General features: G+C 68.5%; 13 protein-coding genes and 1 pseudogene. 10 read left to right on the forward strand and 4 right to left on the reverse strand.

Annotation, left to right across the window (positions count from 1 at the left end; translation table 11 throughout):
* Positions 1 to 87 precede the first annotated feature (87 nt).
* The gene (gene epsC / locus DB31_RS40020; protein WP_044198272.1) at positions 88 to 933 is read left to right on the forward strand and encodes a serine O-acetyltransferase EpsC; all 846 of its coding nucleotides are present in this window, start codon (positions 88 to 90) and stop codon (positions 931 to 933) included.
* A 39-nt stretch (positions 934 to 972) separates the two neighbouring features.
* A complete protein-coding gene (gene cysK / locus DB31_RS40025) occupies positions 973 to 1,884 on the forward strand; it encodes a cysteine synthase A (protein WP_044198274.1) in 912 nt (303 codons plus the stop codon).
* A 15-nt stretch (positions 1,885 to 1,899) separates the two neighbouring features.
* On the opposite strand, the gene DB31_RS40030 is transcribed toward cysK, so the two are convergent.
* Positions 1,900 to 3,162, reverse strand: a complete 1,263-nt coding sequence (locus tag DB31_RS40030) for an NAD(P)/FAD-dependent oxidoreductase (protein ID WP_083969179.1) — start codon at positions 3,160 to 3,162, stop codon at positions 1,900 to 1,902.
* A gap of 204 nt (positions 3,163 to 3,366) precedes the next feature.
* On the opposite strand from DB31_RS40030, the gene DB31_RS40035 reads away from it, so the two are divergent.
* From DB31_RS40035 to DB31_RS40060, 6 genes are all read left to right on the forward strand, one after another.
* Positions 3,367 to 4,713 carry a sigma-54 interaction domain-containing protein gene (locus DB31_RS40035; RefSeq protein WP_044198276.1) on the forward strand — a complete coding sequence of 449 codons (1,347 nt, stop codon included), beginning with the start codon at positions 3,367 to 3,369 and terminating at the stop codon, positions 4,711 to 4,713.
* A gap of 126 nt (positions 4,714 to 4,839) precedes the next feature.
* A complete protein-coding gene (locus tag DB31_RS40040; RefSeq protein WP_044198278.1) occupies positions 4,840 to 5,538 on the forward strand; it encodes an MBL fold metallo-hydrolase in 699 nt (232 codons plus the stop codon).
* 55 nt (positions 5,539 to 5,593) lie between these two features.
* Positions 5,594 to 6,196 carry a rhodanese-like domain-containing protein gene (locus DB31_RS46130; protein WP_044198280.1) on the forward strand — a complete coding sequence of 201 codons (603 nt, stop codon included), beginning with the start codon at positions 5,594 to 5,596 and terminating at the stop codon, positions 6,194 to 6,196.
* On the forward strand, positions 6,193 to 7,122 hold the full coding sequence (locus tag DB31_RS40050) for a sulfite exporter TauE/SafE family protein (protein WP_044198282.1): 930 nt from the start codon (positions 6,193 to 6,195) through the stop codon (positions 7,120 to 7,122). The genes DB31_RS46130 and DB31_RS40050 overlap by 4 nt, the downstream gene beginning before the upstream one ends.
* Before the next feature lie 9 nt (positions 7,123 to 7,131).
* Positions 7,132 to 7,560, forward strand: coding sequence for a YeeE/YedE family protein (locus DB31_RS40055; RefSeq protein ID WP_044198284.1), 429 nt, complete (start codon positions 7,132 to 7,134; stop codon positions 7,558 to 7,560).
* On the forward strand, positions 7,557 to 8,012 hold the full coding sequence (locus DB31_RS40060) for a DUF6691 family protein (RefSeq protein WP_044198287.1): 456 nt from the start codon (positions 7,557 to 7,559) through the stop codon (positions 8,010 to 8,012). Before DB31_RS40055 ends, DB31_RS40060 begins: the two co-directional genes overlap by 4 nt.
* On the opposite strand, the gene DB31_RS40065 is transcribed toward DB31_RS40060, so the two are convergent.
* From DB31_RS40065 to DB31_RS45705, 3 genes are all read right to left on the reverse strand, one after another.
* Positions 7,999 to 9,138: an aminotransferase class V-fold PLP-dependent enzyme gene (locus tag DB31_RS40065; RefSeq protein ID WP_044198290.1), complete on the reverse strand. Its 1,140-nt coding sequence runs from the start codon at positions 9,136 to 9,138 to the stop codon at positions 7,999 to 8,001. The genes DB31_RS40060 and DB31_RS40065 overlap by 14 nt on opposite strands.
* Positions 9,135 to 11,624, reverse strand: coding sequence for an ELWxxDGT repeat protein (locus tag DB31_RS45700; protein ID WP_052420622.1), 2,490 nt, complete (start codon positions 11,622 to 11,624; stop codon positions 9,135 to 9,137). Before DB31_RS45700 ends, DB31_RS40065 begins: the two co-directional genes overlap by 4 nt.
* A gap of 178 nt (positions 11,625 to 11,802) precedes the next feature.
* Positions 11,803 to 19,875: an immunoglobulin-like domain-containing protein gene (locus DB31_RS45705; protein WP_169787158.1), complete on the reverse strand. Its 8,073-nt coding sequence runs from the start codon at positions 19,873 to 19,875 to the stop codon at positions 11,803 to 11,805.
* A gap of 561 nt (positions 19,876 to 20,436) precedes the next feature.
* Between DB31_RS45705 and DB31_RS51745 the strand changes: the two are divergent.
* Positions 20,437 to 20,533, forward strand: a pseudogene (locus DB31_RS51745) (prepilin-type N-terminal cleavage/methylation domain-containing protein); the annotation flags it as partial.
* A gap of 2 nt (positions 20,534 to 20,535) precedes the next feature.
* A complete protein-coding gene (locus tag DB31_RS40080) occupies positions 20,536 to 21,081 on the forward strand; it encodes a pilin (protein ID WP_420806745.1) in 546 nt (181 codons plus the stop codon).
* Positions 21,082 to 21,083: the final 2 nt, after the last annotated feature.

The following is a 21,083-nucleotide window of genomic DNA, read 5'->3' on the forward strand; positions in this document are numbered from 1 at the left end:
TGGAAACAAGCGGGGCGGAGGCCCATCCGTTATACTGGAAAAACCTCCGCCAACCCCCGCCCTCCTGGGCTAAGGTGCCGCACCTCCATGGACGCCCCCCACGACAAGCTGCTCGCGGTGCTGCTGGAGAGCCGCCAGCGCCAGTGCTTCCCCCCGGACATCCGCACCGCCGCGCCGGAGTTCGTCCAGAAGGTGCTGGGGCTGCTGTTCCCCCACTTCGCCGACCAGTTGGAGTGCCACCCGTCCGCCGTGAAGCGAGACGTGATGGCGGTGGAGGCCCACCTCGTCCGGCTGCAGTCGCTGCTGGCGCCGCTCTACCCGGAAGTGGACCCCACCCTCCCGCGGCGCTTCATGGAGCAGTTGCCGGAGATCTACGCGTGGCTGCAGCAGGACGCGGAGTCCATCCACAAGGCCGACCCCGCCGCGCGCAGCGTGGATGAAGTCATCCTCACCTACCCGGGCTTCTACGCCATCGCCATCTTCCGCGTGGCGCATGCGCTGCACACGCTGGGCATGCCGCTGCTGCCCCGCCTGCTCACCGAGTTCGCCCACCAGCGCACCGGCGTGGACATCCACCCGGGCGCCACCATCGGCCGGCGCTTCGTCATCGACCACGGCACGGGTGTGGTGATTGGCGAGACGACGGTGATCGGAGATGGGGTGAAGATCTACCAGGGCGTGACGCTGGGCGCGCTCGTGGTGGAGAAGAACCTGTCCAACAAGAAGCGGCACCCCACGCTGGAGAACGAGGTGGTGGTGTACGCCAACGCCACCATCCTGGGCGGAGACACCGTGGTGGGCTGGGGCACCGTCATCGCCGGCAACGCGTGGCTCACCCAGAGCGTGCCGCCCCAGTCCATCGTCACCCGCCGCACCGAGGTCCGCCACCGCGTCTCCGACGTGGACCTGGGCGAGATCGAATTCCACATCTGAACCACCGCGCAGTTCCCTAACCCGCGAGGCCCATCCGCAATGAAGGCAGCCAACATCCTGCAGACCATTGGCAACACTCCTCACGTGAAGGTCAACCGGCTCTTCCCCTCGCGTGTCGAGGTCTACATCAAGCTGGAGCGCGCCAACCCGGGTGGCAGCATCAAGGACCGCATTGGCCTGGCCATGATTGAGGACGCCGAGCAACGCGGCATCCTCAAGAAGGACAGCGTCATCATCGAGCCGACCTCGGGCAACACGGGCATTGGCCTGGCGATGGTGGCGGCGGTGAAGGGCTACAAGCTCATCCTGGTCATGCCCGAGTCCATGAGCCTGGAGCGACGCCGGCTGATGGCGGCGTACGGCGCGCAGCTGGAGCTGACGCCTCGGGCCGGCGGCATGAAGGGGGCCATTGCCCGCGCGCAGGAGCTGGTGGCGCAGACGCCCAACGCGTGGATGCCGCAGCAGTTCGAGAACGAGGCCAACATCGCGGTGCACAAGCGCACCACGGCGAAGGAGATCCTCCAGGACTTCCCCGAGGGGCTGGACTACCTCATCACGGGCGTGGGCACGGGCGGCCACATCACCGCGTGCGCCGAGGAGCTGAAGAAGGCCTGGCCCAAGCTGAAGGTGTTCGCGGTGGAGCCGGTCAAGTCGGCGGTGATCAGCGGTGGGCAGCCGGGGCCGCACCCCATCCAGGGCATCGGCGCGGGCTTCATCCCGAAGAACCTGCACGTGGAGGCCATTGATGGGGCAATCGCCATCCCCGAGGAGGAGGCGTTCGACTTCGCCCGCCGCTCGGCGAAGGAGGAGGGCATCTTCGTGGGCATCTCCTCGGGCGCGGCGCTGGCGGCGGTGAACCGGAAGCTGGCGGAGATCCCCGACGGCAGCCGAGTGCTCACCTTCTGCTACGACACGGGCGAGCGCTACCTCTCCATCGAGAACCTGTTCTAAGCCTGGGCGGGCGCCTCACGCGCGCCCGCGCAGCATCAGCCCCCAGTAGAAGCGCGGCAGGCCGTACTTCTTCATCAGCCACATGTCGCGCCGCTCCTGAAGGGTGTTGATGAGCGGAAAGCTGGGCGTGGGCTTGCCGTCGTAGTCGAACTCGGCGAGCAGCAGCTTGCCGTAGCCGGTGGTGAGCGGGCACGAGGCGTAGCCGTCATAACGCGCCTCGGGCTTGTGGCCCGCCAGCACCGCCAGCAGGTTCTCCACCAGCACCGGCGCCTGCTTGCGGATGGCCGCCCCCGTGCGCGAGGTGGGCAGGTCCGACGCGTCACCCAGCGCGAACACCTCCGGGTAATCTGGATGCTGCAGCGTGTACTTGTCCGCCTTCACCCAGCCCTTGCTCGGGCCCTCCCGCCACGCGAGCGGGCTGCGCTGGATGAAGTCGGGTGCACTCTGCGGCGGCGTCACGTGCAGCAAGTCGTACGGGATGACCGTCTCTGCCCTCCCCCCATCTTCGCGTGACACCTCGAAGACGGCCTCGCGCTTGTCTCCGCGCACCTCCACGAGGTTGTGCTGGAAGCGGGTGTCGATGCCGTAGCGCGCCACCACCCCATTGAGCACCTCGGCGAACGGCTTCACGCCGAAGATGGCCTTGCCCCCCGAGCCGAAGAGGATCTTCGTGCGCTCCAGCTTCCCCGTGCGCCGCCAGTGGTCCGCCGCCAGATACATGATCTTCTGCGGCGCCCCCGCGCACTTCACCGGCGTGGCCGGGTGAGTGAAGAGCGCCGTGCCCCCATCGAACTTCTGGATGAGCTCCCACGTCTTCGGCGCCAACGCGAAGTCGTAGTTGCTGGAGACATGCGGCGTCTTCAACGCCTCACGCAGCCCGCGCACCTTGTCCCAGTCCAGCTGGATGCCCGGCGCCACCACCAGCACGTCGTAGCCCACACGCAGGCCAGACGCCGTGAGCACCTCGCGCGCCACTGGATCCACCTCTTCGGCGCGCTCGCGGATCCACCGCACGCCCTCGGGGATGAAGTCCGCCTCGTCCCGCACGCTGTCCTCCGCGCGCGCCGCCCCTGCTCCCACCAGCGTCCACAGCGGCTGGTAGTAGTGCTTCTGCGAGGGCTCGATGATGGCCATGTCCGTCACCCCCTGGCGCCGGAGCCTCGCCGCCACGGTGATGCCCGCCGTCCCTCCGCCAATGAGGACGACGCGGTAGCGCTCGCGCGTGGGCGCCCTCACCAGCAGCGCAGCGGGGGCCTGGGGGGTCGGTCGGTTCTCCATGGGGCTCTCCTTCACCTGGGTTCTCCGAGGGTCCTTCTCTCCTGCTCCCCAAAGCATGCTGCGTGCCACCGCGTATCCCCTTGGGAGCAACTCCATGGGTGGGCCCATCGCCGAACAGCAGGGCTTCGTGTGAAACGTTGCTTGAAACGCTCATGCAACATCTTCGCAACGCACGCACTCGTGCTCCGGGCTATGACTGCTGTCATGAAGGCGACGACCCCGAAGCCCCCGCCCATCCCCGCGGAGGCCTTGCGACAGTCCCTGCGAGCACTCGAGGCGTTCGCAGGTCCCACCGTGCTGCTGGACTCTCAGGGCCGGGTGCTCGCCCTGGGAGCCGACGCACGGCTCCTCACCGAGGAGCGACTGTCCCCCGGTGGCAGCTTCCACGAGGCCTTCACGAGCAAGGAGGAGGAGATCCGGTCGGCGCTCCGCACCCAGCGCGACGCGATCCTCACCTTGGCGGACCCCGGTGGCTCCGCGAAGTCCCGGCCACTCCGGGTGCGCGCCACGGCGCTCACGGAGGGCAGCCGCCCCATGGGCTGGGCCGTCCACCTGGCACCCTGCCACGTCGACCCCAACAGCCGCGAGGAGCTCTTCCACGGCCTGTGGACGCAAGATCTGCGCATGCGGCGGCTCTTCCGCATCATCGAGAAGGCCGCGCGCACGGAAGCCAGCGTCCTCGTCCGAGGAGAGAGCGGCTCCGGCAAGGAGCTGGTGGCCACCGCCTTGCACACGCTCTCGGCCCGGGCCCGGGGCCCCTTCCGCGCCATCAACTGCGCCGCGCTCTCCCCCACCCTCCTGGAGAGTGAGCTGTTTGGCCACGTGCGCGGTGCCTTCACCGGAGCCGTCCGGGACAGCCCCGGCCACTTCCGGCTGGCCCAGGGAGGCACCCTCTTCCTGGACGAGGTAGCGGAGCTGCCCTTGGAGCTGCAGGCCAAGCTGCTGCGCGTGCTGGAGACGCGCACTGTCATTCCCGTGGGCGGCCGGGAGCCCGTCTCCGTGGACGTGCGCATCGTCGCGGCCACCCACCGGGCCCTGCGACGAGAGGTAGAACAGGGTCGCTTCCGCGCGGACCTCATGTACCGGCTGCGAGTCGTACCTATCTTCCTGCCTGCTCTCCGGGAGCGGCCGGGCGACATCCTCCCCTTGGCCGAGCGCTTCCTGGCCGAGCTCAACGCGCGCGGAGGCCGGCAGGTTTTGCGCCTCTCTGCCCGTGCCCGGCGCCAGCTCCAGGAGTACCCATGGCCCGGTAACGTGCGTGAGCTGCGCAACGTGATGGAGTACGCCCACGTCATGGGCGAGGGCCCCACGCTCACCGAGGCCGAGCTCCCCCCTGAGTTCAACGAGCAGGCCCGGCCCGTGCGCCTGCCCCTCTCTCCCGAGAGCGCTATCTCCGGGCCCGATCTGCCACAGGAGATTGGCCTCGAGGACATCCACCGGGCGCTGGCACAGACGCGGGGCAACCGGGCGCGCGCCGCCTCCCTGCTGGGCATCAGCCGCGTGACACTCTGGCGGCGGCTTCGTGAGTCCGGAGCGGCGCCTGCGCGCTGAAACGTTTCACGCAACGTTTCAGCAACGGTGGCCCGGGCTATCACCCTTCGAATCTCCTCCTGCGCCAAGGGTCAGCTGGCTCTGGCACGAGGCTGGCAATGGTGTCCACGCAGGAGGGATGCCTTCATGATCTTCCGCCAGCTGTTCGATGCCGAGTCCTCGACGTACACCTACTTGATTGCCGACCCCGCCTCCCGGCAGGCCCTCTTGATCGATCCCGTGCTCGAGCAGACCGAGCGCGACCTCACCCTGGTGCAGGAGCTGGGACTGAAGCTCACGCACGTGATGGAGACGCACGTGCACGCTGACCACGTCACGGCTTCGGGCCAGCTGCGCGAGCGGACCCGTTGCCAGGTGGTGGCCGGCGCGGGCGGTGCCTCCTGCGCGAACGTCCACGCGAAGCACGGTGACGAGGTCCACGTGGGCGCGCTCACCTTCCAGGTGCTCGCGACGCCGGGCCACACGGACGACAGCGTGAGCTACCTGCTGGGTGACCGGGTCTTCACCGGAGACGCGCTCCTGGTGCGAGGCACCGGCCGCACCGACTTCCAGAACGGCAATGCGGGGCAGCTCTACGATTCCATCACCCAGGTGCTCTTCGCCCTGCCGGACGAGACGCTCGTGTACCCCGGCCACGACTACAAGGGCCGCACGGTGACGAGCATCGACGAGGAGAAGCGCTTCAACCCACGGCTGGCCGGTAAGGACCGCGCTGCCTTCATCCAGCTCATGGACGGGCTGAACCTCGCGCCTCCGAAGATGATCGACATCGCCGTGCCCGCCAACCGCGCCTGCGGCCTCACTTCCTCGGCTCCTCAGGCCTGAGCCGCCGTACCACCCTCGCTGTCCCGCTCCTGCAAGAGGGGCTGAGGAGGCTGCCATGTCTTCCACCTGGATCTACCCTATCCGTCCACAGGAACTGGGAACCCTACCGCCCTCGGCCCGCCGCATCGACGTGCGGGAGCCGGCGGAGTTCGACGGACTCCTCGGGCGCCTGCCAGGCTCCGAGCTGGTCCCGCTGGCCACCCTGCTGGATGCCACCGTTCCATGGCCTCGCGACGTGCCACTGCTGCTCATCTGCCGCTCGGGTGCGCGCTCCATGAAAGCGGCGCGGTTGCTGGCGGAGCAGGGCTTCACCTCGCTCTACAATCTGGAGGGAGGGATGCTCGCGGTAAACGAGGCGGGGCTCACCGTGGAAGGCCCCGGTGTGCCCCCCCGCGTCAGCGCGGGCCACGCCCGGGACGCCTTGTGCGTCGCGACGCGCGAGCTCTATGGGGCGCTCCCCTCTCCTCCGTGTGAGAGCCTGTTCGAGAAGCTGTCTGCCTTCTCCCATCCGGAACGTGCGTCGCTGTTCCAGGCCATCGAGCGACTGGGTTCGAGGGCCCGCGCGGATGGGCTCCCCGAGGAGGCCATCGATCGCACGCTGCGCCGGATGCGGGATCTGATTTCGCTCCTCGAGCACCGTGAGGTACCGCCCTCATGAGCCTGCTCGTGCTGGGCGCCGCGCTCTCGCTGGTGGCCGGCCTCTCCCTGGGACTGCTCGGAGGAGGAGGCTCTATCCTGACGGTGCCCATTCTCGTCTACGTGCTCGGTGTGGATCCGCGCGGAGCCATCGCCACCTCCCTGGTGGTGGTAGGGGTGACGAGCGCGGCCGGCATGCTCTCGCATGCCCGAGCGGGCCGCGTGGAATGGCGGACGGGGCTGCTCTTCGGCGCGGCAGGCATGCTGGGCGCGGCGGGGGGTGGACGGCTTGGAAAGTTCGTCCCTCCCTCGCTGCTGTTGGTGGCCTTCGCGGGCATGGTGCTCGCCACGGCCATCGCCATGCTGCGCCGGCGCCCGGTCCTCGCCCTCTCTTCCGAAGCCCCCGCTCGGCGGCGCCTGTCCGCCGTGCTGCGCAACGGCTTCGGCGTCGGCCTGCTGACAGGGCTGGTGGGCGCTGGAGGCGGCTTCATGGTGGTGCCCGCGCTGGCCCTCTTTGGAGGACTGGCCATGCCGCAGGCAGTGGCCACCTCGCTGCTCGTCATCGCGCTCAACTCCGCCTCGGGACTGCTCAGCGCGGCCCTGGCCGGTGCGCCTGTGGACTGGGCGCTTGCGGGCGGCATGTCCGTGGCCTCCATCCTCGGCTCGCTGCTCGGCGCACGGCTGGGCCGGGGACTCTCTCCCGAACTCCTACGCCGAGGCTTTGCCTTCTTCATCGTGGCGCTCGGCGTGTTCATCCTCGTGCGCGAGCTGTCCAGCCTGTTCCATCTCCCGTCCACGCGCGCCGCCGCGCTGGCCGGTGGACTCTCGGTGGCAGTGCTCGCCCTGGCGGGACTGCCATCCGTGCTCAAGCGCTGGCTGCGCGCCCAGCGCTCCGAGCCCCCTGTTCCTCCCGAGCGCGTCGTTGACAGCTCCACGACTTCGCCCTGAGGTTCTCCCATGCACCCCTTCCTCGTTGCCCTCGTGGGCGGAGCGCTCATCGGACTGAGTGCCTCGCTCCTCCTGCTCTTCAACGGACGCATCGCCGGGATCAGCGGGATTGCCGGCGGCCTCCTCTCCCAGCGCACCCGCGCCGAGCTGGCATGGCGCATCACCTTCCTCCTGGGGCTCGTGGGCGGAGGCTTCGTGCTGCGCCTGCTCTGGCCTCAGGTGCTCGGGGCGCCCGTCGTGACAGGGCCGGCCTGGGTGGCCGCCGCAGGGCTCCTGGTAGGCTTCGGCACCCGCCTCGGCAACGGCTGCACCAGCGGCCATGGCGTGTGTGGCATCTCCCGAGGTGCCCGGCGCTCGATCGCGGCGACGCTGACCTTCATGGCCACCGGCGCCGCCACCGTCTTCCTGGTGCGCCATGTCCTTGGAGGTGAGTCATGAGCGCGCTGTGGACCGCGGGTGTGGCCGGCCTGCTCTTCGCGTTCGGGCTCGGCCTGGGAGGGATGACAGACCCGGCCCGAGTACAGGGTTTCCTGGACGTCACCGGGAGCTGGAATCCCACCCTGGCCTTCGTGATGGGCGGAGCGCTGGCCGTGCACGCCCCGCTCTCCTGGCTCATCCGCCGCCGGAAGACTCCTGTGCTGGCTCCCGCCTTCCCGAATGTCTCCCACACTCAGCTCGACCGGCGACTGCTCGGCGGGGCCGCACTGTTCGGGGTGGGCTGGGGGCTCTCGGGCTACTGCCCGGGCCCCGTCCTGGTCTCGCTTGCCGGGGGGACGGGCACGGTGCTGCTCTTCGTCGCCTCCATGTTCGCCGGCATGTGGCTCTTCGGGTGGTGGGAGCGCTCGCGAGCCACTGCCCCCCAGCCTCAGGGCGATCTCAGCTCTTCTTGAAGTCGCGCGCCATCCGGACGAGCCGCTCGAGTTCCTCCGGACGGTTGTAGAAGTGCGGAGACACACGCAGGCGGCCCCGGCGCAGCGAGAGCGACACGTTCCGCTCGGACAGCCAGACATACAGCGCCCGGGGATCCTCCGCGCCCGGCAGGAACGTGAGGATGCCCGCACGGTGCTCGGGTGCGGGCCCCGTGTCCCAGCCCAGTGCCTTCAGCTCCCCGTCCAGCAACGTCAGCAGCTCGCGGATGCGGGCCGCGATGCGCTCGGCGCCCACCTCCAGCAGCAGCTCCAGCGCCGCCGAGAGCGCATAGACGCCCGTGTACGCCTGGCTGCCCTCCTCCAGCTTCAGCGCGTCCGAGCGCAGCTCGAAGTGCGCGCGGTGGAAGTTCCACGCGTCCGTGGTGCTGCGCCACCCCACCAGCACCGGCCGCAGTCGGGGCAGCACCTCGCGCGCCACGTACAGGAAGCCCGCGCCAGAGATGCCCAGCATCCACTTGTGGCTGTCCGCGCTGAGGAAGTGAATCTTGCAGCGCTTCACGTCCACCGGCACGCATCCCACGCTCTGGATGCCGTCCACGCACAGCAGCACCCCAGCGCGCTCGCACAGCGTCCCCACCGCCTCCAGGTCCGTCTGGTAGCCGCTCGCGTACTGCACCGAGCTGACCGCCACCAGCCGCGTGCGCGGCGTCAGGGCCGCGGCCACCGCCTCCGGCGTCACCCCGCCCTCGGTCGCGGCAATCTCCCGCACCTCCACGCCGCGATCCTTCAGGTGCAGCCACGGGTAGACGTTGGAGGGGTACTCGAGCGACGTGGCCACCGCCACCTCGTCCCCCGGCCGCCAGTCGAGCCCCTCGGCCACCAGCCCCAGCCCGTGGCTGGTGTTGCGCACGAAGGCAATCTCCTCCGGCGCCGCGTTGATCAGCCGCGCCGCCAGCTTCCGGGTGTGCTCGGTGTGAGCCTCCCACTGGCGCTCGTGCTTCACGCCGTACTGCACCACATCGTCCATCCACTCGCGCACGGCCGCTGCCGCACGCAGGCTCGTGGGAGATACCCCCGCGTGGTTGAAGTACAGCTGCTTCTCCAGGACGGGGAACTCGGCGCGGTAGGAATCGAGGGAGGGGCTCACCGAGCCAGTCTAGCGGTCCGCCGCCGAGCCCACAGGGGCAACAGCGCCAGCACCAGCCAGAAGACACTCGCGCTGGCCGAGCCGGACTGGCAGCCACATCCTCCCGGCTGCTCCAGCACGGTCACGGGGAAGGTGCAGCTCACCTCGTTGCCGCCGATGTCGCGCGCCGTGGCGGTCACCACCGTCTCTCCCACAGGGAAGGTGCTGCCCGGCTCCTGCGAGTAGGTCACCGTGGGTGGGGTGAACTGGTCCTTCGCCGTCGCATCGGGGAAGAGCACCGCCGCGCCTTCGTCGCTCGTGGCCACCACCTGCTGCGGCCCTGGGCAGATGATGGAAGGAGCGACCGTGTCCTGGTTGTACACGGTGAAGGAGCAGCTTGACGTGTTGTTCGAGGCGTCCACCGCGGTGAGGGTGACGGTGGTCACCCCCACGTTGAACAAGCTCCCCGAGACGCGATCCGTGAGCACCTCCTTCACGCCCACCGTGTCCTCCACCACGGGTGGCGGATAGGAGATGGGAACAGGATCGGCGCTCATGGCCACGCGCACCACGGGCTGCGGACAGGAGATCCGGGGTGGCACGGTGTCCTTCACGAGGACCTTGAAGGTGCACATCCCGGTGTTGCCCCGTGCGTCCGTCGCCGTGGCGGTGATCTCCTCCTCCCGTCCCAGTTGGAAGACGGAGCCAGAGGGGCGGCTGAAGCCCACCGAGGGCGACGCGGTGACGGCATCCAGCGCCTTCACGGGGAAGAAGACACTCGTGCCATCCGGTCCCGCCGCCTCCTGCACCAACCGCTGCGGGCACACCAGCGCGGGCGGTGTCGTGTCCTCCACGGTCACGTTGACCGGGCACTCCGCGGGGTTGCCGGCCGCATCCCTCACGGTGATCTCCACGGACGTCATGCCGATCGGGAAGGGTTCGGAGCTTTGAGCTGGATCGTACGTCACCGTGAGCGGCGTGAACGAGTCATCCTCGCTGAGCAGCTTCGGAACCGGGAGGAAGAGGGAGGCTCCACTCGAGCTGAGCGCCTCGACGCGCAGGTTGCCGGGACACGCCACCTGCGGGGGCTGACAGTCCACCTGATTCAGCGGGAGCGCGAAGAGCTCCTGGCCCTCGGCGGGATACGTGGCCGCGAAGAAGACCATGCCGCCCGCAAGCGTCATCTCCGTCGGATTCGAGCTGCCGCTCATCGGGACGATGTCCGTCAGCTGCTCCGCGCCAGCCCGGTTCACCTTCCACAGCTCCTGGCCCACGCGGTTGTCGTTGATGGCCACCAGCAGCACCCCAGGACCGACGGCCAGCTCCTCGCCCCCGGGCGGGTTGCTCGAGCCGTTGACAAAATCCTTCGCCAGCACCGTCCCCGCGCTCGTCCCATCCGTCTTCCAGAGCTCGCGGCCCGATTGGCCGTCGTTCGCCATGAAGAACAGCGTTCCGCCCACCGCCGTGAGCTTCTCGGGAGAGGCGTTCCCTCCCCCCGCCTGGAGCTCCCGGACAAGCTGCGTGCCCCCCACCGTCCCATCGCTCTTCCACAGCTCGTCACCGTGCTCGGTGTTGGACATGTGGAAGAAGAGCGTGTCGCCCACGGCGGTGAGCTCTTGCGGCGGCATGTGGCCGTTGCCCAACCACGCATCGCTCGCGAAGATCCGCAGGCCCGCCCCATCCAGGGTCCAGATCTCCTTCCCGCCTCCCGAGGTCGCGGTGAAGAAGAGCTTGCTGCCACCCATGACCGTCAGCGAGTCGGGATCGCTGGAGCCTGTCCCAGGCAGGATGTCCGCCACCAACTGAGTGCCCGAACCGTTCGGCACACCATCGCTCTTCCACAGCTCGATGCCATGAGCGCCGGGGGAAGAGCCGTCATCCGCCTTGAAGTACAGCGTGTTGCCCACCACCGTCAGCTGTGACGGATAGGAGTCCAGCGGTCCCGGGTGGATGTCCTTGACGAGCTGCGTGCCCGCCGCGGTTCCATTGCTCTTCCACAACTCGAAGCCCGCAGCGCTCGTGCTCGCCACGAAGAACAGCGTGCGGCCCATGACGGCGGCATCGTTCTCTTCGAAAGTAATGACGTTGTCGAAGGCCGCGATCTGCGTGGTGTTCGCACTCGTCCCATCGGAGGTCCACAGCGAGACGCGGACGCCCTCGTTCAAGAAGAAGTACAGCACGCCATCGGCGGCGATGAGCCGGTCAAGGATCAAGCTCCCCGGCCACGAGCGCAGCTGCGTGGGCACCACGGTGTTGTTCGTCTGCTCGGCCTTCCACAGCGCCGTACCGCCGACCGGATCGCGAGAGGCGAAGAAGAGGGTGGAGCCCACCACCGCCAGTTCCTCCACCTCGGAGCCCAGCTTCGCGAAGTTCGTCACCCGGATGGGCGCCGGCGAGCACGACGCCAGGCGGGGCTCGGCCACCGAGGCCGCTGCTCCCAGCACCGGCGACAGCAGCACCAGAAGGAGCAACGGCAGCAAGGACGCGGCGCGCGGGTGAACCCTCATGGTTGCGCTCTTCTCCTGGGTAGTGCCCCCACCCGCTTCCTGTGTATCGCACTCGCCCGCGCAGCGGGAGCCCTGACGGGTAAGACGCCCCCAGCGCCTTCAAGCGTCCTGGAAAAATACGACGGCCGGCGCCCCCTGAGGGACACCGGCCGTCTAGCACTTCACACCTTGCGGCGGCTTAGCGGCGCGCGGTGATGTCCGTGCCGCTCTGGAGCGCCGACGGAGCCGGGTCGTTCGCGTTGACCGGCACGTAGACCTTGCACGTGCCGTTCACGAAGTTGCCCGACGCGTCGTAGTTCCTCCAGGTCGCCGTGTACACGCGCTGCGTGTTGTTCGTGTTGCGCTTGGCCTTCACGTAGAACGTGCCGCTGTCCGGGTCGAACTGGATGTCGCCCGCGTCGCCGTTGGCCGCCGGCTCGTTGCTGACCACGTTCATCTGGCGCACGTCCATGATGTCCATGTAGCCCTCGCAGCGATCCCAGGCCAGGCCGCACTCGGTCAGGTCCACCCGGCGCATGCTCAGATCGGCCGGGAACACCTTGATGGGCGGGTTCATCTTCAGCTTCGGCGCCTGGTTGTCGATGACCTGCACCGTGCGGGTGATCGGCATCGCCCAGTTAAAGGCGCCGTCGCGCACCTGGTACTCGACCTGGTAGCGGCCGGGCGACTGCTTGTCGACGGTGCTGAACGTCTGCACCAGCGGCGTCACGTCGCCGTAGCACTGGTCATCACCCGTGGCACCCTGGTCGATGTACGGGTTCGGGTCCACGTCCACCTCTTCGTCGCTGTCCGTGGGATCGTCCGTCGGGAAGAAGCACTGCGTCTGGACCGTCTCCGCACCGTTCAGGATGAGGACCGGAGGCAGCGTGTCCTGCACGTAGACGGACAGGATGCGCTGCTGGATGTTGTAGCTCTGGTCCCACGCCATGTACTGCACGTAGTAGAGACCCTCGACCTCCGTCGTCGGGCCAGGCCCGAAGTCATCCGGATCCTCGGAGCCCGGGATGCCGTCGCCGTCGTCGTCACCCGAGTTGTACGAGTGAACCTGGAGCACGCCCTCGCACGTGTCCGTGGCGCTGGCGCCCGGGTTGCTCCACACGTTGCCGATCGCGTGGCCCGTGCACTCGTAGTACATCACCTCGGGGCCGTTGACGGAGAGCTCCGGGAGCGTGGTGTCCACCACCGAGAAGTGACGCAGGTCCGTGCCGACCGTGGTGTTACCCGCCGGATCCGTGGCCGTGTACGTCACGTTGTACTCGCCCGGCACGTGGGGCAGCTGGGCCGGAGAGGCCGTGACCGTGACGTTGCCGTAGCAGGCGTCCGTGGCGACGACACCCAGGTCCGGCTGGCTGCCGCACTCGATCTCCGAGACCGGCGCGCCCGTCACCGAGAGCACCGGGCCCCGGGTGTCCTGCACGCGCACGTCGCGCTCCAGGGTGACGTAGTGACCGAGGTGATCGTTCGCCTGGTAGCGGACCTTGTACGGGTCCGTGACGCCAGGGTTGTTGCCGTAGTTGGTCACCATGTTGTTCACGCCGTTGAACTCCAAGAAGACCGTGTCAGACACGTTGCCCTGGCAGAGGTCGCTCGCCGTGGCGCCCGGGTCGTTGAACGGCGTGGCGCACTCCATGATGAGCGGGTTGGGCCCGTTGAGCGCGATGGTGGGCGGCAGGGTGTCGCCCACGTTCACGTTGCGGACCGTCTGGTTGGTGTTGCCGCTGGCATCCGTCGCCGTGTAGCGCACCAGGTAGAACCCAGTGTGCTCCGTGTCGACGGTACCCGACACCGAGACGGTGGCCTCACCGGAGCAGATGTCCAGACCGGTGGCGCCCAGCTCCGTGTACGTGTCCCTCTTGCACTCCAGGGTGACCGCGTTCGAGCCGTTGAGCGTGATGGCCGGCGGCGTGGTGTCGCTGATGTTCACCGTGCGGCTGACCGACGGAGAGACGTTGCCCACCGTGTCACGCGCCGTGTACGTCAGCGTGTACGTGCCATTGCGGGTCATGTCCACCGAGCCCACGACAGTCACCGGCACCGGACCCACGCACGAGTCGTTCGCCGTGGCGCCCAGGTCGTTGTACGGGGTGGGCGCGCACTCCAGGCTCTGAACGGCCGGGCCATTCAGCGCGATGGTGGGCGGCAGGTTGTCGTTCATCGTCACCGTGCGGGTGACCGGAGACACCGTGGTGTTGCCGGACGGATCCGTCACGCTGTACGTCACGATGAAGTTGGCCGGAGCGTTCGGGTCCGGCGTCTGCGTGGCCACGATGGCGGACGTCAGGTTGCCCGCGCAGGCGTCCGTGGCGGTGGCGCCCGGATCCGCGTAGGTGCTGCCGCACTCGTAGGTGGTGTTCGTCGGGCCCGTGACCGTGATGGACGGAGCCAGCGTGTCACGCACCTCGATGGTGCGGCTCACGGACGGGGCGCTGTTACCGGCGCCGTCCGTCACGTTGTAGAACAGCGTGTAGTCGCGCGGAGCAACACCCGTGTTCACCGAGCCCGTGACGGTGATGGCGGACGTCAGGTCGCCGAAGCACGCGTCGTTGGCCGTCGCACCCTGATCCGCGAAGGACGAGCCGCACTCCAGCCGCTGCGTGCCCGGGCCCACCAGGGCCAGCGTCGGCGGCAGGTTGTCGTTCACGTGCACCGTGCGCGTCACCGGCGAGGTGACCGTGTTGTTGGACGGGTCCGTCGCCGTGTAGCTGATGGTGAAGGTGCCCGGCTGGTTCGCGTTGCCGTTCTGCGTGGCAGTCACCGGCACCGCACCCGCGCACACGTCGCTGGCCGTCGCACCCGGATCCACGTAGGCCGAGCCGCAGTCGAACTGCTGGTCCAGCGCGCCGTTGACCGTGATGACCGGGGCCTGCGTGTCACGCACCTGCACGTTGCGGGTGAGCGGGCCCGCGGTGTTGCCCGCGCCGTCCGTCACCGAGTAGCTGACCGTGTAGTTGCCCACCGCCTGGCTGTTGGCCGCGCCGGACACCTGGATCTGCCCGTCCAGGTTGCCCGCGCACGCGTCCGTCGCCGTGGCGCCCGGATCCTGGTAGCCCGGACCGCACTCGACCAGCTGGTTGGCCTGGCCGACCAGGGTCAGCTGCGGCGCCAGCGTGTCGTTCACGTTCACCACGCGCTGCGTGTTCGCGGTGAGGCCGGACGGGTCGGTCACGGTGTAGTTCAGGGGGTACTGGCCGATGACGTTGCCGTCCACCGAGCCCGTGCGGTTGATGTTGGCCGTCAGGTCGCCGGCGCACGCGTCGTTGGCCGTGGCGCCAGGGTCGGCGAACGGAGAGCCGCACTCGTGCGCGGCCGGGGTGCCGCCCTGCAGCGTGATGGTGGGAGGCAGGTTGTCCACCACCGTCACCGTGCGGACGTCACCGGACGTCGCCGTGTTGCCCGACGGGTCGGTCACCCGGTACGTGAGGGTGTAGGAGCCCGCCGCGCCCGTGTTCACGCCACCGACGCGCTGGATGGAGCCCGTCAGGTTGCCCGCGCAGGCGTCCGTGGCCGTGGCGCCAGGATCGGCGTACGGCGAGTGGTCGCACTGCAGCTGCTGGTTGAGCGAGCCGAGCACCGTAATGGCCGGAGCCAGCGTGTCCTGCACGCTCACCGTACGGGTGACCGGCGTCGCGCTCTGGCCCGACGGATCCGTCACGGTATAGGTCAGCGGGTAGCTGCCCGGCGTGCCGCTGTTGACGCTGCCAGCCACTTGGATGCTGCCCGTCACGTCACCGAAGCACACGTCGTTGGCCGTGGCGCCCGGATCGTTGAACGGCGTGCCGCACTCGAGCGACGGCGTGGGGGAGCCCACCAGCACCAGGGTCGGCGGAGCGTCGTCGCCCACCGTCACCGTGCGCGTCACCGGCGAGGCGACCACGTTGTTGGACGCGTCACGCGCCGAGTAGGTGATGATGAAGGTGCCCGGCTCATCCGGGTTGCCCGTCTGCGTCGCGGTCACCACCACGTTCGTGTCGCACGCGTCCGTGGCCGTCGCGCCCGGGTCCACGTAGTTGACGCCGCAGGCGAACGTGTCGTTCGCAGGGCCATTGAGCGCCAGGGTGGGCGGCAGCGTGTCGTTCACCGTCACCGTGCGCGACACCGTCGCCTGGTTGGTGCCGTCGGTGGCCGTGTAGGTGATGGCCTGCGGACCGAGCTGCCGGTTGTTCACCGTGCCGCTGGCCGTCACTGCCAGGTTGCCCGCGCACTGGTCGCTGGCCGTCGCGCCCGGATCGTTCCAGGGCGAGGCGCACTCCAGCGTCATGTTCCCGCCGGTGAGAGCAATCTGCGGTGCGATGGAGTCAATCACGCGCACCGTGCGGCTGGTGTTGGAGGTGCCCACGTTGCCGGAGGGGTCCGTCGCCGTGTAGCTGATGGCGTAGGTGCCAGGAGCGCCCGGGTTGGCCGTGGTGCTCGGCACCGCCGGCAGGGTCCCGGCGCACGCGTCGCTGGCCGTGGCGCCCGGATCCGTGAAGGTGCCGGAGCCGCACTCCACCGGGATGTCCAGCTCGCCGATGACCGTCACCTGCGGACGCTGCGTGTCCTGCACCGTCACCGTGCGGGTGACCGCCGGAGCGCTCTGGCCCGACGGATCCGTCACGGTGTAGGTCAGCGGGTAGGTGCCCGGCGTGCCCGCGGTGACGCTGCCCGTCACCTGGATGCGGTTGGTCACGTCGCCGTAGCACGCGTCGTTGGCCGTGGCGCCCTCATCGTTGAAGGGTGTGGGGCACTCCAGCACCTGCGAGGCATTGCCCAGCAGCACCAGGGTGGGCGGAGCGTCATCGCTCACCGTCACCGTGCGCTGCACCGGCGACGTTACCTCATGACCCGCCGCATCCCGCGCCTTGTAGGTAATGGTGAAGGTGCCCGGCGTGGTCGTGTTGCCGCTCTGCGTCGCGATGACCTGCACGTTGGTGTCGCACGCGTCCGTCGCCGAGGCGCCCGGATCCGTGTAGGTGGCGCCGCAGGCGAACGAGTCGTTGGCCGGACCGTTGACGGTGATGGAGGGCGGCAGCGTGTCACGCACGTTCACCGCGCGGTTCGCCGTCACCGTGTGGCCGTGGCCGTCGCTCACCGTGTAGGTGATGGGGTAGTCATTGGGCACCAGGTGGTTCACGCCACCGGAGACCGTGGGCGTCAGCACACCGGCGCACTGGTCGCTGGCCGCGGAGCCCGGATCGGCCCAAGCCGTACCGCACTCCACCTGCTGGGGATTGGCGCCCGCCAGCTGCAGCGTGGGCGGCAGCGTGTCGCTCACCGTCACCGTGCGGCCGGTGGTGGACAGCGCGCTGTTGCCCGACGGGTCGGTCGCGCGGTAGCGCACCACGTAGTTGCCCGGCAGGTTCGGGTTGGCCGGCGGCTCCGGCACGGCCGGGAGCGCCCCGGCGCACGCGTCGTTCGCCGTGGCACCCGGATCCGCGTAGGTGGGGTCACCGCACTCCACCGGCAGGTTCAGCGGGCCGTTGAGGGTAATAGCCGGGGCCAGCGTGTCGCGCACCGTCACGGCGCGCGTCTTCGTGGCCGTGTGGCCGCTGCCATCATTCGCCGAGTAGGTCACCGTCTGGGTGGTCAGCTGGTGGTTGTCCACCGTGCCGCTGATCGTCACGTTCAGGTTACCCGCGCACTGGTCGTTCGCCGTGGCACCCTGCTCGGTGTAGGCCGTGGCGCACTCCAGGCCCATGGTGGCCGAACCGTTGAGCGTCAGCACCGGAGCCAGCGTGTCCTGCACCGTCACCGCGCGGCTGCTCGTGGACAGCGTGGTGTTGCCCGACGGGTCGGTCGCGCGATAGCGGACGTTGTAATTGCCCGGAGCACCCTGGTTGACCGGAGGCTCCGCCACCGTCGGCAGCGCCCCAGCGCACGCGTCGTTCGCCGTGGCGCCCGGATCCGTGTAGCCACCACCGCACTCCACCGGCGGCGGGGTCAGCGAACCAGTGATGGTGATGGTCGGCGCCTGCGTGTCGCGCACGTTCACCGTGCGCGTCGCCGAGGCGGTGTGCCCGCGCCCATCGTTGGCGCTGTAGGTCAGCGTCTGCGCGCCCAGCACGCGGTTGTTCACCGAGCCCGTGGTCGTCACGGCCACGTTGCCCGCGCACTGGTCATTCGCCGTGGCGCCCGGATCCGTGAACGGATTGGCGCACTCCAGGGGAATGCTCGCCGCGCCGTTCATCGTCAGCACCGGCGGCAGCGTGTCGCTCACCACAAACGTGCGGGAGCCGCCCGACACGCCGATGTTGCCCGAGGGATCCACCGCCTGGTAGCTGACGGTGTAGGTGCCCGGCGTGCCCACGCTGACAGCCTGAATCGGCGTGGCCGGAACGATCCCGGCGCAGACGTCGGAGCCCGTCGCACCCGGATCCGCGAACGCGGGATCGTTGCACTCCACCGGCACGTTCGCCGGGCCGTTGAGCGTCACGCTGGGCGCGCGCGAGTCGCGCACCGTCACAGTGCGCACCTTCGGATCGGAGACGTTGCCCGCCGGATCCCGCGCGGTGTAGGTCAGCGGGTAGGTGCCCACAGCGTTGACGTTCACCGCGCCAGCGGTCGTCACCGGCACCGTGCCAGCGCACTGGTCGCTCGCCGTCGGGGGCACATCGGTGTACGTGGACATCTTGCACTCCAGGGGAGTGACCGTGGTCGGCGTGGTGACGACAGGCTTCAGCGTGTCAGCCACGTTGACCGTGCGCGTGGCCGTGCCCACGTTTCCAGCCGCGTCCGTTGCGGTGTAGATCCGCTGGTACGCGCCAATCGCCGCCATGTTCACCGTGCCACTCTTGGAGACAGGCACCGTGCCCGAGCACATGTCGTTGGCCGTGGCGGCCGGGTTCGGCTCGAAGCCGCTGGTGTACACGCCATTGCGGTTGCACTCGACCGGCTGGGGATTCAGGCCGGCGATCGTCACCACCGGCTTCACGCCGTCCTTGATCGTCACCACGCCCGTGCACGAGGCCTGCTGGCCACTGCTATCCGAGCAGGTCAGGGTCACCGTCGTGTTGCCAATGTTGTACGGGCCCGCCGCGGTCTGCGTGCAGGTGACAGGCTCGCCTCCCGGATCGTAGGAGCCGTTGTTGATGTCGGCGTTCATGCCGCACTGATTGGTCACCGTCTCCGTCACGTTGCGGCACAGCGCCACCGGCGGCGGGTTGGTGTTCGGCACGTCGACCACCTTGCAGAACGCGGAGCAGTTGCCGTTGATGATGTCGCCCTGCGGGGTGCGCTGGTTGCCGTTGCCGTTGTCGCACTCCTCGCCCGCGTTCAGGACGCCGTCACCGCACCAGTCCATGCGGCACGAGAACGAGCAGATATCGCCGCGCTGACCGTTGAAACCGTCGCCCAGGTCGCACTCCTCACCGTCCGGCACGTTCATGGAGTCGCCGCCGCAGCCCGCGCCCACCGCGCTGACGTTGCGGACGAAGACATAGGGGGTACCCTCGTAGACCAGCCCCTCGTCGTAGTCCTGGTAGCTCCGCCCGCCCGGAATGGGGTTCGAGCCACTGATGTCCGTCGCGAGCACCGTGGCCGTCAGGTTGCGGACCGGGTACTCGGTGAACACCGTGCGCGTCGCGCAGCCGTCAGCGCCCGTCAGCGCCATATCGAAGAGCTGGTCCGAGAACAGCTGCGAGGGGAACGTCACGAACCGGTGACCGGAGTCCGCGCACGTCGACAGGCCCCGCACCTTGAAGGTGCCGAACGGCTCCAGAACCTCCACCGCCGTGTTGGGCGGGGCGTTCTGGTAGGCGCAGCCCAGCGAGATGTACATGCTGGTGTAGAGCTGCACACCGTTGTCGAGCGCCTGGTGGATGCCGGCCTGCTGCAGCGGCTGAGAGCCCCCAGCGTTGGTGCTCGCGCCGACGATGACCACCTCGCTGTCGACCACCGGACCCCACACATCGCGGTTCTCGATGGCCGCCTGGAACGGCGCCGTGCCCGTCACGCACCCGGGATCACCGATGATGATCAGGTGGTACTGGCTGAATTCGTTGGCCGACATCAACGCCCACTGCTCAGGCGTCACTATGGTGATCTGCGCGTCGGGCCGGTAAGCCAGGACCGTCTGGGCCTCGGGGCTGTTGACGCCTCCGTTGACGGAGCTGCCCAGGATGAGCACCTTGTTGTAGTCGCTCCGGGCTTCCTGTCGTGTCGTGCGCACCGCCGCCGGGGTCGGCTCGGGTTTGGGCGCGCTTTCTTCCCGGCCGCAGGCGCTGGCCAGGACTGTGGCCAACACCAGCGACGCTCCCAATACGCCTTTGAGTTTCATACGGAACATCCCCCACGGCTTGATAGTCGAAAGTACAAAGTGCTTGGCATCCCAGTACGTCTTCAAGGCAGCGAAGGATTCACTCGCAGTCGGCGATGTAAGCGCAACCCAGGGCACTCCTGAGCTCACGCCCCTCTGTCCGAACCCCGAATAATACTTCACAGCCCATCCGCAATTTTCGCTTTTCAGCGGAGACAGGCAAGCAGTTTTTTCCCGTTTTAGGCGAAATCCCAGAAATGTGAGTGAAGTTCGGACATGGCCTCACCCTGTTGCAGAAGTGCGCTTCTGCCATTGCGGGTACGAGCAGCCATACGCAGAGTCTGGGGGCTGTGCGCGATCATAAAGAGACTTGCGCTGAGCAGGCGAGCGTGGATCGCGCACTGCGGCGAAAGGGCTCGAGATGCCCAAATATGTCACCGGGTGCCCAGGTTCGTCGCTGACGGCCCCAGGGGCTTGAGCCAACCCCGCGCAATCCCGTGGGCGCGGCGCGAATTCGCATGTGGCCCGCCCATTGCTTTATGCTTCCTTCGCAGTGCCTCCCCAACAAGAAGGAGCAGTTCCATGACGCAGCGCCGTCAGCACGCCGGCTTTACCCTCATCGAGCTCATGATCGTGGTGGCGATCATTGGCATCCTCGCGGCCATCGCGATCCCGAACTTCATCCGCTTCCAGGCCCGCGCCCGTCAGTCCGAGGTCCACGGCAACCTGAAGTCGCTCTTCACGGGTCTGCGCACCCAGCAGCGCAAGCCGCCGCTCACCATCCGCGCGACCGGCTTCGCCCCCGAGCGTGGCAACCGCTACAGCTACCACCTGGAGAACAGCTGCTCCAGCACGGAGAGCCGCGCCAACCAGCAGCCCGCCGTGAACAACAACGACACCTGTATCGGCCCGGACATCTTCCGCTTCGGCGCCAGCTTCCCCGCCTTCTTCGTGGTGCAGGCGCTGCCCTCCGCCAACTGGGGCCCTGAGGCTCACGCCGACATGAGCGGCAAGACCGACGCCGGCATCTACGGCGACGACGCCACCTGGGGCTTCCTGGCCTACGGCGCGGGCGACGTGGACAACGCTCAGACCCCGGACAAGGCTGACACCTGGTCCATCGGCTCCTACGACGCGGTGCTCGCCTCCGAGTGCCCGGCCGCTACCAACATCAACGTCGCCGCTGGCGAGCCGTTCAACGTCTACAACGACGTGAACTGCGACTGATT

Source organism: Hyalangium minutum, assembly GCF_000737315.1.
GTDB lineage: Bacteria > Myxococcota > Myxococcia > Myxococcales > Myxococcaceae > Hyalangium > Hyalangium minutum.